Below are 14,447 nucleotides of genomic sequence, written 5' to 3' on the forward strand. Positions count from 1 at the left end.
TTTACATTTTTTGGGTATAGTAGTTATAATCCTTTAATACCGTATCGAGGAACTGGACGTCGTACAAGTTGGATTTGGTATTCAAAATGCTTTCAACTTTGATTCTCAATGCGGTCAGGGTTTTGAAATCATTGCTTCTTTTTGCAATCAAAAAAGTATCCTTTATCAATCGAACATCTTTATCGGTCAGTAAAGTCACATTGGTAAATTGAGGTGTATATTCCTCATTGATTTCTTCCAAAATGGTGTGGGAAACCTTGGTTTTGTTTTTGGTGCTTATCACCACCGTTCCCGCAGCGGCATCCCCTACCCGTTGTCTTCTTTCCGAGAAGAGTATGGACAGTATTCCAATGGAGCCTAAAAATATCCAGATATCCACCAAACGCAACATCCATCGAACCAAATAATTGCTCCAATGCACCGGGGTTCCGTCCAATCGCACCACTCGCATTTTCAATAGCATTTTGCCCACAGTCCTTCCATTGAAAATACTGTGCATTAACAGTGAATAAAACATGGCGGGCAGAAATATAAGCGCTACCAAACCTCTTTGGGTCCATGAGTCTTCATAAATGTATCCAATGGCATCACCTATTATGTTGACCAAAAAAGCATACATCCATAGAATAAAACCATCTATCAAAAATGCCACAATTCTTTCTCCAATACTTACAATTTTATAATCCAGGTTAACATTTTGCGTTGTATTGATTTGGAGGTTACCCATATAACCGTAATTTTAGCTTAACGAATTCCTATTTATGCGCGAGGCCGCCTTTGTGAAACAAAATAAGGAAAAATGGATTGCTTTTGAAAAGGCACTTTCCTTTAGTTACAATACTGATCCAGATGTATTGGTAGATGGTTACATTCAACTTACCAATGATCTTGCCTACGCACAAACGTATTACGATCAAAGTAAGACTTTATTGTATCTAAATTCCTTGGCTTCACAAGCGCACCAAAAAATTTATAAGAACAAAAAAGAATCTGGAAACCGGATCATTAATTTCTGGGTGCATGAATTTCCGTTGTTCTTTAAACAATATCACAGCACATTGGGAATTGCATTCCTAATTTTTTTGGTGGCTTCGGCCATCGGCAGTATTTCGGCACTGAACGATTCCTCCTTTGTACGATTGATCTTGGGGGATGCCTATGTCAATGAAACCTTGAACAACATAGCAAACGGGGATCCGACGGCCATTTATAAAAGTGGAAGTGAAATAGGCACCTTTTTGGGAATTACGATCAATAACATCCGGGTAGCGTTTTTGGCCTTTGCATTTGGCGTTATCACAAGCATTGGCACCGCCTATATTTTATTTAGCAATGGGGTAATGTTGGGAGCTTTCATCACATTTTTTTACACCAAAGGTGTATTTTTTGAAGCCAACAAACAGATTTGGTTGCATGGTACCATAGAAATATGGGTCATTATTGTAGCGGGTTGTGCCGGGCTTATAATGGGCAACAGTATTTTGTTTCCAAAAACCTTTTCAAGGCGGATCTCATTTATGAAAGGTGCCAAAGATGGTCTTAAAGTAGTGGTGAGCACCATTCCTTTCTTTATTGTCGCAGGATTCATTGAAGGTTTTATCACCCGCTATTCCAATATGCCCAACTGGTTGGCGTTTACCATCATCGGAGCATCCTTGTTATTGATAGTTTTTTACTACATCATATACCCAATCAAAGTAAACCAATCATATGAACGACAAATACATCGAGCTTAGGATAAATCGCGATTTTGGCGATATTCTAACTGTCTATTTTGATTTTTTAAAACAGAACATAAAGAAGTTCACTAACGTTTTTTTGAGCTATAATGGGGTCTTTCTGGTGGGGCTGCTCATCACCAGTTATTTATTGGTCTCAGGATTTATTGGACTTATTATTGAGGAAAACAATTTCTTGGGCCCCAGTTCAGTATCCTCCAATGAGGACACCTATTGGATCTACATTGTTGCAGGAAGTATCTTGTTTGTTATTATCTTTCTTCTGGTTGCTGGACTTAATTTTAGCCTTAGTTCTTCTTACTTGGTAAAATACGATGAACGCAAGGGGATGGAATTTGATAAGAAGGAGGTGTGGGAACTCACAAAAAGCAAATTTGGGAATACTTTACTTTTTATCCTGCTTTTGGTTCCTATTTATTTGGTCTTTATGATTGTGGCAATTATTTGTGCCTTTATTCCATTGTTGGGCATGTTCGCGCAATATATTATCCAATTTTTTATGACTGCTTGGATTGGGGTTTCCTTTTTCAGCATGATGAGCGAGAACAAAGGGGTTACCGACGCCTTTGGGGAAGGTTGGAACCTTGTCAGCAAAAGCTTTTGGAAATCAGTTGGGGTAAATTTCATCCTTGGCCTACTCAATGGATTGCTGTTTTGTATCATTCTTATCATTCCAGGGGTAATCATTGGGTTTTATGTCTTTCACGACGTACAGAATGGAGCTACAATGGGAGGTTCTGTGGTATCCACCATTGTATATACTTTGGGTGGTTGCTTGCTACTCATTTTAATGGTATATGCCCAATGTCTTTCACAGTTTGTAAATGGAATTCTTTTCTATACCCTCCACGAGCAAACCTACAACGTCAACACACGAAGTAAAATTGATCAAATAGGACAATCCAACTAGTGGTAAAAAAGAGCATTACTATATTTTTCCTTTTAAGCATGACCATACTGTTTGGTCAAAATGATTCTATAGTAGTGCCCGTTGACGACGAATCCATTCTCCATGAACGCAGTTTGGATGAGGATTTAAGCCAAAAATATACTGGGGACGAATTCAATTATGATGTAAAGACAGGAGAATCACAAAATCTATTGGCTCGATTCCTCAGATGGTTAATGGAAATACTGGGCAACGCTTTTGGTATTGATATCTCACCCGCTACGCTATTGATTTTGGAGTATATCATCTATGGTTTGATGGGACTTCTGGTGATTTTTATTTTGATACGAATATTTGTCAACGAAAAGTTCAATGCCATCTTTACCAAAAAAGCTAAACCCTTAATAGACATCGATCTTTCCGAACAACATATTGAAGCGGTCGATTTGGATGCCCTCATGCATACGGCGCTCCAAAACAAGGATTATAGGCTTGCTGTGCGATATCAGTTTCTAAAAGTTCTGAAGCTTTTGTCCCAAAAAGAGATTATCGAATGGCATTTTGAGAAAACCAATTCGGATTATCAAAAGGAAATCCGTGAAACCAAACTGCAAACCGAATTCCGGAAAGCCTCATACCTCTACGAATACATTTGGTATGGTGAACAATTCATCGATGAGCAAGGGTATACAAAAACAAGTTCTCGTTTTGCAACCTTAAATAGTTTAATCCAATAATCCATGGACAGACGGTCTAAAGTAGTTATAGTGATTTTCTCCCTTGTGGTCCTTGGAATCATTGTTACCGAGATTATACGGCCTAAACCCATCAATTGGAGGCCTTCGTACACCATGGTGGATAAAATCCCCTTTGGTTGTTACGTGCTTTACAGCGAATTATCGGGCATGTTCAACAATAGCGAGATAAAAACGGTTGAAGAAAGCGTCTACAACGCTTTGGTGAATACGGATGAATCAGCGAACTCAAACTACATTTTTATCAATGACCATATCGATTTGGATGAACAGGAAACCAATCAAATTCTGGATTATGTGGATGACGGGAATACAGTTTTTATTGCTGCAACAAGCTTTGGCTGGCATTTGTCGGACACCCTGAACATCGCCGTTGCATCGGATTATGGGGTCAAAGAAGGAAGCAGCATACTAAACTTGACCCACAAGAAGATGGGACAAGAGAAATTTGAGTTATCCCGAGGAAACTTCAACACCCATTTTACAAGTGTTGATTCCACCAACACCACAATTTTAGGTCGCATTACGTACACCAGGGACAGTTTCATGGATGACCAACCCGAACAAAAGGTCACCAAGCCCAATTTTATCAAGACCAAGTTTGGGGAGGGCTATTTTATCCTGAACACCACCCCTGTGACCTATTCAAATTTTTATATGCTCAAGGGAAACCAGGATTATGTAGCGAATACCTTTTCTTATCTGGAGAACAGGGATGTGCTTTACTGGGATAATTACAAAAAAGCTGGGCGTATTATCATTGATTCTCCCATGCGCTTTGTTTTGAATCAAAAAGCCTTAAAATGGGTGTATTATTTGACCATGTCGGGACTTTTGCTTTTTGTGCTATTCAAGGCCAAACGTGAGCAGCGGATTATTCCCGTCATAGAACCTCTAAAAAATTCCTCGGTCGAATTTGCCCAGGCAGTTGGCTCTTTGTACCATCAGAATAAGGACTTCACGGATTTAATCCATAAAAAACTGAACTATTTCTTGGAGTACGTACGAAATCGATATCATCTCGATACCAGTCAACTCAATGAAAAGACCATTCAACTTTTGGCAACAAAGGCAGGTAAAGGGTTAAAAGAAACCAAGGAACTGATAGAATATATCATTCATTTAAAAAACAAGAATTCACATACCGAGCATGAAAGTATTGAGCTCAACAAAAAAATAACAGCATTTAAGCAGTAACACATGGAAGAAAAAGAACCACAAGAAGATGCAATGGAGTTTAACCAAAGGGTAGATCTTACCAAATTGCAGGACGCCGTTTCCCAAATCAAATCCGAATTGGCAAAGGTCATCATAGGTCAGCAAGATATGGTCGAACTATTGATAATTTCAATTCTGGCCAATGGGCATTCGCTGATTGAAGGAGTTCCCGGTGTTGCCAAAACAGTGACCGCAAAACTGTTGGCCAAAACCATGAATGTCGATTTTAGCCGTATTCAGTTTACCCCAGACCTTATGCCAAGTGATATTTTGGGAACATCCATCTTCAATGTGAAAACTTCAGAATTTGAATTTAAGAAAGGACCCTTGTTTTCCAATATCATTCTTATTGATGAAATTAATCGGGCGCCTGCAAAAACACAAGCCGCGTTGTTCGAAGCCATGGCCGAACGCCAGATTACCATGGACGGCACAGAATATGAAATGGAACCGCCTTTTTTGGTTTTTGCCACACAAAATCCGGTAGAACAAGAAGGTACGTATCGATTGCCAGAAGCGCAGCTTGACCGTTTTCTTTTTAAAATCAATGTGCAATACCCGAGCTTGGAGGAGGAAATCCAGATCTTGGAAAGTAAGCATGAGCAAAAAAATACGGAAGCCGAAGATTTGATCGATGCCATCTTATCTGCCAAACAAATAGCGGAGTACCAAAAGACCATCAAGGAGATCATCGTTGAGCAAAATCTGCTAAAATATATCGCTGCCATAGTGGACAATACCCGTACCAACGCCAACCTTTATTTGGGTGCTTCACCACGGGCCTCCATTGCCATCATGGATGCTTCAAAGGCGTTGGCGGCTATTAGCGGCCGGGATTTCATCACGCCTGATGATATTAAAAAGGTTGCCGGACCTATTTTGGGTCACAGAATTATTTTGACCCCGGAAAGGGAAATGGAAGGGTTGACGGCTGAGCAAGTTGTAAAACAGATTGTTGAAAGCATAGAAATACCAAGATAAAATAAGCACTTGAAGAGATTATTTAGACAGACCCATTTTCAAAAGCGATTTTTTATTGCCCTTGTTGCAATAATTACCACTTTCCTGCTATCGTTTGTTTTTAGCAACCTTTACGGAGCGGTTAAGGTCGTGTTTTATGTCTTTGTGCTCTTTTTTATTGCTGATTTTTTACTGCTGTTTGCTTCCAAAGGGAGTTTGATGGGAAATAGGATCCTTCCGGATAAACTTTCCAATGGGGACGAGAATCCGATTCAATTGGAAATCACCAACAGTTATTTGTTTCAAACCAATGTCAAAATCATTGATGAAATACCCTTTCAGTTCCAGAAACGCGACTTTGGTCTCGATAGCAAAATACCAAGTGGAGGCACAAAAAAATATGATTATCAGCTAAGACCTACAGAACGAGGGGTGTATTCTTTTGGCAGTCTAAATGTATTTGCCGTTTCGCCCATTGGTTTTCTTGCGAGAAAGTACAGTTTTGACCAAGCTCAGGAAGTGCCCGTCTATCCCTCTTTTCTACAACTTCAGAAATACGATCTGATAGCCTTCACCAATAGGCTTCATCAATATGGGCTCAAAAAAATCCGTAGGATTGGCCATACGATGGAATTTGAACAAATCAAAGAATATGTTCAAGGGGACGACATCCGAAACATCAATTGGAAAGCTACTGCCAAGAAAAACCAACTGATGGTCAATCAATACCAAGATGAAAAATCCCAACCTGTTTACTCCGTTATTGATAAAGGAAGGGTAATGAAAATGCCATTTAATGAGCTAAGTCTCTTGGACTATGCCATTAATGCGACTTTGGTCATCAGTAACATTGCCATAAAAAAGCACGACAAGGCCGGAATGTTCTCGTTCAGTGATAAAATTGAAAACCGCGTGGTGGCCGAACGCAGAAGTTCTCAAATGAACCTCATCTTAGAGACACTTTACAATCTTGAAACCAATTTCATTGAAAGTGACTATAGCAGATTGTATATTGATGTAAAGAGAAACCTTAACCAAAGAAGTCTTCTTTTACTTTATACCAACTTTGAAACTCTGGATGCACTCCATCGTCAACTTCCCTACCTACAAGCTATTGCAAAGCAGCATTTATTGGTTGTCATATTTTTTGAGAATACCGAGCTGAACGAGTTTGCGGCCAAAAATGCTGAAACCGTTCATCAAATCTTTGAGCAAACCATTGCAGAGAAATTTATTTACGAGAAAAAGCTCATAGTCAACGAACTTCGTAAATATGGCATTCAAACTATTTTGACCAAACCAGAAAGTTTGACCATCAACACCATCAATAAATATCTAGAAATCAAAGCCAGAGGTCTGCTTTAAAATGTTGTGGAAAACCCCGAAGGGATTAGATAAGGCAGTTCTGTGCTAAGCGCCAGTTCCTTTTTTGCCTCGGTTGTAGTTTTAAAGTCATTCCAATTTAAACGTTGGGTGGTAAGACTCCCCATGGGCTTCTTTTTGTTCCTTTTTTTAGAGAAAATTTCTATGGTAACTCCAACGGTAACACCTCCAAGTATAGTAGCAGCTAGATCATCGTTATCCCATTGGTTTCCTTCCTGACCAGAATCCACCGCTTCTTTTCCAACACCTATCAAAGCACTTCCTACGACTGCACCTACAAAAGTCCATGCCCGGTTTCCATCTGAAATCTGCTTTGCGACTCCGGCCCCGGCCAAGCCAAAAAGATTACCTCCCAAATAATGAAGTGCTTTGTCGCGTTCTATTTGACCAAATAGCTGCGACCCAATCATAAATACAAGGAGGGTTGGTAGTAGTGTTCTCATGCTCTCGCTTAAATGTAGAAAAATTCAGTTGCAAGCTGAATCACAGTCGATTAACTGTGCTTTTTATCCGACCAAATTCTTCCATCATATCATTAATAATTTGTGCGGCAGGTTTTATATCATGAATTAATCCCGAGACCTGTCCAATTTCCAGTTCACCTTCCTCCAAATCACCCTCGAACATTCCTCTCTTTGCTCTGGCTCTTCCTAGAAGCGTTTTTAAATCTTCTACTGATGCACCATTAGCGTAGGCTTGCTGTATATCTTGATAAAATCTGTTCTTGATCAATCGAACTGGGGCTAACTCCTTTAAAGTCAAATGTGTGTCCCCTTCTTTCGCCAAAACAATCTGTTCTTTGAATAAATCATGTGACGAACCTTCAACACTTGCTGCGAATCTACTTCCCACCTGAACACCATCAGCACCTAATACCATAGCAGCCAACATAGCTCTTCCGGTAGAGATTCCTCCTGCAGCAATCAACGGAATTTGAACCCTTTCCTTTACCGAAGGAATCAATACCATGGTAGTGGTCTCATCCCTTCCATTATGCCCACCTGCCTCAAAACCTTCTGCAACTATCGCATCCACTCCCGCATCCTGAGCTTTAAGGGCAAACTTGACACTGCTCACGACATGCACAACCGTAATTCCGTGTTCCTTTAAAAAGCTGGTCCATGTTTTTGGATTTCCAGCAGAGGTAAACACAATCTTTACCTTATTGCGAACGATGATATCCATCAACTCTTCAATATTCGGATAGAGCATTGGAATGTTGACACCAAAAGGTTTATCTGTGGCTTTTTTGCACTTTGTTATATGCTCTTGAAGAACATCTGGGTACATGCTCCCAGCTCCCAATAAACCAAGTCCACCAGCATTGGAAACGGCAGAAGCAAGTCGCCATCCACTGGTCCAAATCATTCCTCCCTGAACAATGGGATATTTTACACCAAAAAGTTGCGTGATCCTGTTCTGGCCCATATTACGAAATTACTCCTGAGCCAATTAGTTCGTCCTCTAGGTACCAAGCAACAAACTGACCTTCGGTAATGGCGGATTGCATTTCCTTAAAATCAACATACAATCCTGAATCAGTTTTGTACAATGTGGCTGTTTGAAGCGGCTGTCTATATCGAATCCTGGCCATGACCTCCAGGGTTTCATCCAGTCGCAATGACAAATCGGGCCGAACCCAATGCAATTCGTCTTCCTTTACAAACAAAGTATGTCGCAAGAGACCCGGGTGTGATTTCCCTTGTCCGGTGTAGATAATGTTCTTTTCAACATCGGTATCTATCACAAACAAAGGCTCCTTGGTTCCACCTACATTCAGTCCCTTTCGCTGTCCTATGGTAAAGTAGTGGGCTCCTTGGTGTTCCCCGACCACTTTTCCATCTTCTAGTGAATACTCCGGCTTTTCCGCAAGGAATGCCAACTCGGAAGCTTTGGTTTCGAATTCAGGAGCCGTAACAGCAAACTGATCAGCATCACTGGGTACTTCAACAATCACCCCTTTTTTTGGCTTTAATTTTTGTTGTAGAAATTCTGGCAAATGAACTTTACCGATAAAACATAGCCCCTGAGAATCTTTTTTATCCGCTGTGATCAAATCATTATCAGCGGCAATCTGCCTTACTTCCGGTTTAAGCAGTTCCCCAATTGGAAACAAGGTTTTGGACAACTGCTCTTGGGAAAGTTGACATAAAAAATAAGATTGGTCCTTATTAGGGTCCTTTCCTGCTAACAATTGATAGGTTTCAGAACCATCTTCATTGACAAGTGTTCCTTTTCTACAATAATGTCCTGTGGCCACATAATCGGCGCCTAGCTGAAGGGCAATTTTGAGGAAGACATCAAATTTTATTTCCCGATTGCAAAGCACATCAGGGTTGGGCGTTCTGCCACGCTCATATTCGTTGAACATATAATCAACGATACGTTCCTTATATTCAGCACTCAGGTCAACGGTTTGAAACGGAATGCCCAACTTCTCCGCAACGATAAGCGCATCATTGCTATCCTCGACCCAAGGACATTCTTCGGAAATAATTACGGAATCATCATGCCAATTCTTCATGAATAGGCCAATGACCTCATAGCCCTGCTTTTTTAACAGATTTGCTGCTACGCTTGAATCAACACCTCCAGAAAGTCCAATAACAACTTTTTTCATCATTTGTATTCAATGCTGCAAAAATACAAAACAGCGCGTATACTCGTCTATTTTGTATTGACTTGTGAAAACCAATTTTGGAAGCAATATGGTTTTCCAAAGCAGTCCTTTGTCAAGACGTAAATCATCTTCTTCCGTAAGGATGAAATTCGATTATTCCTTTTACATCCTAATACTGATTATGTTTCATACTATCACCTGAATATTAAACATAGTTGATTAAATTAGCTTTTATCCACTGAAATAATTTTCATTTTAAATTTTACTTATAAAATCACTGATAACTTGTTATTAGATAGGGTATTTCTTTCAAATTTGTTTTGATTATATATCTTTTTGTTAAAGTTTTATTAAAATATCTTAAACAAAAGCAACTTATTTTGTTTATCTATATCTTTTCAACGTTAAACAAAATTATTTATCAAAAACAATCTCATGAAAGCACTAGTTAAATTGTCCCAGATTTCTTTTTTATGCCTACTAATGATATTGACATCATGTTCCAATGATGATGAAGGAATGGTTGTTACTCCTCCTGCCGGAGACAACATTGTAGAAACCGCTCTAGCCACTGCAGATTTAAGCAGCTTGGTAAGTGCCTTACAAAAAGCCGATGAAAGCGCCGATAACGATTTGATTAGTGCTTTAAGCGGAGAGGGGCCTTTCACGGTCTTCGCACCTACCAACGCTGCCTTTGCTGATTTGCTGGCCCAGCTGGATGGATTTGATTCTTTGGATGACTTTAATACCCAAGAGCTTCAGAATCTTTTAGCCACCATTTTAACCTATCATGTCATTCCAGGTGTTGGTGCCCTTTCAACAGATTTATCAGATGGCCAAACGCTAACTACGCTAGAAGGAACTACCGTAAGTGTATCCCTCAATGGTGGGGTTTTTATAGCAGACGCCACCGATGTTAACGCTGAAGTGACAGCTGCCAATGTTGAAACTACCAATGGTGTTGTACACATTATAAATAAGGTATTGTTGCCTCAGGTAATTATTGATGCGCTGGCAGACATTATTCTGGTACCTATTACGGATTTGGCAATTGGAAATGAAAATCTTCAAAGTTTGGTAGCAGCGCTTACAGCCGCCAACGGAGATTTGCCCACTGTACTTCGAGGAGAAGGTCCATTTACGGTGTTGGCCCCAACCGATGAAGCCTTCGCAACTTTTCTTGATGGCGCCGAGCTTGGTGACATTCCGGTTGAAGTTCTTACCAATGTCTTGTTAAACCACGTAATTAGTGGTGCATTGTTCAAAGCCGACTTAGATGGTTTGGGCTCCGGGTATAGCAACACCTTGGCTACCGGTGCTGGCGATCAAAACATGAGTATCTTCTTTGACACTTCAGATGGTGTAACTTTCAATGGAGTATCCTCAGTGGATACACCAGATGTTAAAGCATTGAACGGTGTTGTACACGTGGTGGATGCTGTTATTGATCTTCCAAATATTGTGGATCATGCTGTGGCCAATCCTAATCTTACTTCTCTGGTAGCTGCACTTACAGATGGTGGCAACACTACTTTCACGGATCTTTTATCGGATGAAGGACAAGATTTTACCGTATTCGCACCGGTCAATACAGCGTTCGATGCATTTACCAATCCAAATTCAAATGATTTGAATGCAATTCTTTCAAATCATGTTATCGCGGGTGCAGCAGCATTCTCCTCTGGTTTGACCAATTCCTATGTAAATACAGTTGCAGAATTTGATACTAACGAAAATTTGAGCCTCTACATTAACACTGACGATGGAGTGAAACTTAATGGTTCAAGTAACGTTGCCATCGCCGATATTGTGGCGACCAATGGGGTAATTCATGCTGTAGATGCCGTAATCGATTTGCCAACGGTGGTTACGTTTGCAACTGCTGATCCAAACTTCTCAACTTTGGTTCAAGCACTTACGGAACTTACTCCTAGTACTGATTTTGTATCTGTACTATCCGCTCAAGACGGAAACGGAGCTGATCCATTCACGGTATTTGCTCCCACCAATGCTGCATTTGATGCTCTAGCTTCAATTCCAGCAGAAGCAGATCTTATTCCAATATTACAGCACCACGTAATCGCAGGTGCAAACATTAGATCCGGAGACCTTACTCCAAATGGTGATACCGTAACCCCGGCAACTTTGGAAGGGGACACGTTTACGATCACCTTGCCTGGAACCAATGAAAACATAGCTGATGTTACCGACGGTGCAGGAAATATGGGAATCGGAATCGATGCAGTGGATGTTCAAGCCATAAATGGTGTCATCCATGTACTTGACGCAGTGCTGGTTCCTGATACCACAAATTAAACTCTTTTAAGCGGGGGCTTCATCATGCCCCCGTTTTACATCAACAATTAATTATAACCTTTGAGCACTTTGGTTGTCGTATTGCTTAAAGCCGATGGAAATGACGATTCTGATGTAGTGGCACGCAAAGAAATAGGTCTTTGTTTTTGTAAGTCAAATATTACAAAATAACTCCCTTGATTCAAATTAAGGGAGTTCCTTTATCTATAGGGGTTTACCGTTTATCGATGACACATCAAAAGAGGTCTCTTTACCATACAAAAAAGGGCCCTTTGACAACTATTAATTTTTTGGGGAAGTATTATGTGACATCTTTGAAGTCCCAAATCTTTCCAAACTATACCTATCAATGGTGAAAGCTCCCCCAGTTTCATGGGGGAGTTTTTATTTTTTAAATACGTTGATCGAACTCGAATCTCTTCTTTGCGACCTAGATCAATGATTTATCAACTGTTCTCCACGCTTCATCAAATGCCATTTTGACCAAATGAAGATTCATCTATATTTGAAGCAGCCTCAAATCTTAATTACTTAATCTAACTTATAGCAATTACCCATGAACATTCGACTGGAGTACCACGACCAAAAATCTGCCAAATTTTGGGAGATACAGGTAGATGGAGCATGTCACGTCGTTACCTATGGAAAAATAGGAACGAATGGACAATCCAAAACCAAAGACTTTGAATCAGCTGAAGCTGCCCTAAAAGAGGCTGAGAAACTTATCGCTTCCAAAAAGAAAAAGGGTTATGTAAAAACGACAAATGCAGACTCGTCACAAGCATCGCCCAACACTGGGTATGACCAACTCATTAATGCCAAAAAACAAGTTGAAGCTTTGTGCCGGCATTTTTCCTATTTAACAGACTCTCCTGGTTTCTCCACCATCTTAAAAGAAATCATGAAAAAAGTAGAAAAGGTGGAAGTCGCTGCGGACAATTTGGTTTTACATTTTCCGGAAAATGAACGATTGATAGCCACTCCTCCAGGCAAAACTTCAGATTATAAAAAGTGGCCCAAGTCCTTTATCTCATGTATATCCAAGCATGAATCCCTTTCTTTTCCAGAAGAGAACTATGGTATACTTTTGGGAAATCACCAAAATTATGATATCGAAAATCTTGGCGAGGATTTTCTTGGAAAAGCAGCAACCAAAGATGTTTTAAGCCCGCTCTTTGATTATGCCGATCCTTGGCTATTCCACCCAGAAGAGAAAAATAGTACTGGTGAGCCTGCCCTCTATTTGTATGATCATGAATGGGGGGAAGTCTTAGATGCTAGTGCATACAATGTTGGAGCTCAATATCTATTGTTACTCGCAAAAACTTTGGATATTGACATAGCCCCAGAAGAGCCAAAGCTTACTGACAAAACCCTAAAGGAGAAAGCGGAAACTGCAAATCTGCTCACGAAGCAAGAGGACATAAACTATATCGCTTATGCCGAAAGATACCAGGATTACTTGTTTACCATTGAGGAAAATAAGCCCAATCACCTGATCATATGGGACATTGCCGAGCATAGTGAAATCAAAAAAATAGCTGAGATAGATGCTGGAGTAAAGATTAACGGTCAATATGGCTCCACAAAATTTTATTTCTACGATTACTACCTAATATTGAAGCTGAAGAACAAATATTTACTTGTCAACTTCAACAATGCATCAGACCCAAAATCCACTTTGGTGAATGAAGAAATCCCACGTTCCGGATTATGTGATATGCAGTACATGACCAGTCACAACAGGTTGTATTCTTATGACAAATGGGTGCCTGGAGTATTTTATGTAAGTACATTACCTACTATCGAAGAGCCCAATCCAGAAAAAAAGAAAGTATCCTTAGATCTGGTGGAAGCAGATAAATTGAAGTGGGATAAATATGAAGATGTACTTGTAAAAGACGATAAGATTTATCTAATCGTTAGAAATGTTCTGACCACATTGGATATTTCAGATGCTGAGAACCCAAAAATTATAGGACACCAAGCTTTAAAGAGCGGAAATGGAAGGGCTTTCCTTTTGGGGCAAAATAAAATGGCCGTAATGGAAGGGCAAAATGCAGATGAAGTGGGCTGTAGGATTTTTGAAACAACAAGTAAAGCTCCAAAAAAGTTAGGGGACATTTTGGCCAAACATATAGTGCGGGGGTACGATGTAGAAAATGATTTTCTATTTCTATGTCATAGGGACAATAAATTCAGTAAGGACAAGTCCTCAGGAGAAGAGACTTACAAAACCTATTTTAGTATTGTAGACGTTTCCGAAAAAAATCCCTCGGTAAAGCAAACATTTGAACTTCCCCATATGGAGATTAGCGTATTGTCCATAAGAATCAATGATGGTCACTTGCTCAAAATTTGTTGGATGGGGGTTCAAAACAACCAAGTTTCCATCCTTCTTGGAAGTGGTAAAATGCTCTATTTTGATTTAGGTTGAGGAAAAAATTTAATGTCTTCAAATACAAAATAAAAGGCTGTCTAAGAATACAAAAATGCGTGTCATTCTGAATTCATTTCAGAATCTCCACAAGCTGATAATCAGTATTTATGAGAAACTGAAACAAGTT

The 14,447-nt window shown here is 39.9% G+C and carries 12 protein-coding genes; 8 read left to right on the top strand and 4 right to left on the bottom strand.

Annotated features, from left to right (window positions below; translation table 11 throughout):
- Position 1 precedes the first annotated feature (1 nt).
- Positions 2-727, bottom strand: coding sequence for an RDD family protein (locus ACULLH_RS15105; protein ID WP_454089583.1), 726 nt, complete (start codon positions 725-727; stop codon positions 2-4).
- A gap of 34 nt (positions 728-761) precedes the next feature.
- Here ACULLH_RS15105 and ACULLH_RS15110 point away from each other — a divergent pair, with 34 nt between their 5' ends.
- From ACULLH_RS15110 to ACULLH_RS15135, 6 genes are read left to right on the top strand one after another with little or no spacing between them, the layout of a single operon-like run.
- A complete protein-coding gene (locus ACULLH_RS15110; protein WP_454089584.1) occupies positions 762-1,736 on the top strand; it encodes a stage II sporulation protein M in 975 nt (324 codons plus the stop codon).
- Positions 1,711-2,649 carry a hypothetical protein gene (locus ACULLH_RS15115; protein WP_454089585.1) on the top strand — a complete coding sequence of 313 codons (939 nt, stop codon included), beginning with the start codon at positions 1,711-1,713 and terminating at the stop codon, positions 2,647-2,649. The genes ACULLH_RS15110 and ACULLH_RS15115 overlap by 26 nt, the downstream gene beginning before the upstream one ends.
- Positions 2,650-2,687: 38 nt before the next feature.
- Complete coding sequence (locus tag ACULLH_RS15120; RefSeq protein WP_454089586.1) at positions 2,688-3,365, top strand: hypothetical protein; 678 nt, start codon at positions 2,688-2,690, stop codon at positions 3,363-3,365.
- A 3-nt stretch (positions 3,366-3,368) separates the two neighbouring features.
- Positions 3,369-4,580 carry a DUF4350 domain-containing protein gene (locus ACULLH_RS15125; RefSeq protein WP_454089587.1) on the top strand — a complete coding sequence of 404 codons (1,212 nt, stop codon included), beginning with the start codon at positions 3,369-3,371 and terminating at the stop codon, positions 4,578-4,580.
- Positions 4,581-4,583: 3 nt separating this feature from the next.
- Positions 4,584-5,582 carry an AAA family ATPase gene (locus ACULLH_RS15130; protein ID WP_454089588.1) on the top strand — a complete coding sequence of 333 codons (999 nt, stop codon included), beginning with the start codon at positions 4,584-4,586 and terminating at the stop codon, positions 5,580-5,582.
- 9 nt (positions 5,583-5,591) lie between these two features.
- Positions 5,592-6,926, top strand: coding sequence for a DUF58 domain-containing protein (locus ACULLH_RS15135; RefSeq protein WP_454089589.1), 1,335 nt, complete (start codon positions 5,592-5,594; stop codon positions 6,924-6,926).
- On the opposite strand, the gene ACULLH_RS15140 is transcribed toward ACULLH_RS15135, so the two are convergent.
- The 3 genes from ACULLH_RS15140 to mnmA are packed head-to-tail and all read right to left on the bottom strand — an operon-like array spanning position 6,923 to position 9,564.
- Positions 6,923-7,387: a hypothetical protein gene (locus ACULLH_RS15140; protein WP_454089590.1), complete on the bottom strand. Its 465-nt coding sequence runs from the start codon at positions 7,385-7,387 to the stop codon at positions 6,923-6,925. The two genes, ACULLH_RS15135 and ACULLH_RS15140, sit on opposite strands and share 4 nt — an antisense overlap.
- Before the next feature lie 40 nt (positions 7,388-7,427).
- Positions 7,428-8,372 carry an NAD(P)H-dependent flavin oxidoreductase gene (locus ACULLH_RS15145; RefSeq protein WP_454089591.1) on the bottom strand — a complete coding sequence of 315 codons (945 nt, stop codon included), beginning with the start codon at positions 8,370-8,372 and terminating at the stop codon, positions 7,428-7,430.
- Between the two features lies 1 nt (position 8,373).
- Positions 8,374-9,564, bottom strand: coding sequence for a tRNA 2-thiouridine(34) synthase MnmA (mnmA, locus tag ACULLH_RS15150; protein WP_454089640.1), 1,191 nt, complete (start codon positions 9,562-9,564; stop codon positions 8,374-8,376).
- Between the two features lie 435 nt (positions 9,565-9,999).
- Between mnmA and ACULLH_RS15155 the strand changes: the two genes are divergently transcribed.
- On the top strand, positions 10,000-11,880 hold the full coding sequence (locus ACULLH_RS15155; protein ID WP_454089592.1) for a fasciclin domain-containing protein: 1,881 nt from the start codon (positions 10,000-10,002) through the stop codon (positions 11,878-11,880).
- A gap of 556 nt (positions 11,881-12,436) precedes the next feature.
- Positions 12,437-14,317: a WGR domain-containing protein gene (locus ACULLH_RS15160; RefSeq protein ID WP_454089593.1), complete on the top strand. Its 1,881-nt coding sequence runs from the start codon at positions 12,437-12,439 to the stop codon at positions 14,315-14,317.
- Positions 14,318-14,447 lie beyond the last annotated feature (130 nt).

It is taken from the genome of Flagellimonas sp. 2504JD4-2 (assembly GCF_053642935.1).

Bases quoted from the DNA above. Each gene is read 5' to 3' on its own strand.
- ACULLH_RS15145 (WP_454089591.1), bottom strand. From the start codon at position 8,372: ATGGGCCAGAACAGGATCACGCAACTTTTTGGTGTAAAATATCCCATT.
- ACULLH_RS15105 (WP_454089583.1), bottom strand. From the start codon at position 727: ATGGGTAACCTCCAAATCAATACAACGCAAAATGTTAACCTGGATTAT.
- ACULLH_RS15125 (WP_454089587.1), top strand. From the start codon at position 3,369: ATGGACAGACGGTCTAAAGTAGTTATAGTGATTTTCTCCCTTGTGGTC.
- ACULLH_RS15110 (WP_454089584.1), top strand. From the start codon at position 762: ATGCGCGAGGCCGCCTTTGTGAAACAAAATAAGGAAAAATGGATTGCT.
- ACULLH_RS15115 (WP_454089585.1), top strand. From the start codon at position 1,711: ATGAACGACAAATACATCGAGCTTAGGATAAATCGCGATTTTGGCGAT.
- ACULLH_RS15130 (WP_454089588.1), top strand. From the start codon at position 4,584: ATGGAAGAAAAAGAACCACAAGAAGATGCAATGGAGTTTAACCAAAGG.
- ACULLH_RS15140 (WP_454089590.1), bottom strand. From the start codon at position 7,387: ATGAGAACACTACTACCAACCCTCCTTGTATTTATGATTGGGTCGCAG.
- ACULLH_RS15155 (WP_454089592.1), top strand. From the start codon at position 10,000: ATGAAAGCACTAGTTAAATTGTCCCAGATTTCTTTTTTATGCCTACTA.
- ACULLH_RS15120 (WP_454089586.1), top strand. From the start codon at position 2,688: ATGACCATACTGTTTGGTCAAAATGATTCTATAGTAGTGCCCGTTGAC.
- ACULLH_RS15160 (WP_454089593.1), top strand. From the start codon at position 12,437: ATGAACATTCGACTGGAGTACCACGACCAAAAATCTGCCAAATTTTGG.
- mnmA (WP_454089640.1), bottom strand. From the start codon at position 9,564: ATGAAAAAAGTTGTTATTGGACTTTCTGGAGGTGTTGATTCAAGCGTA.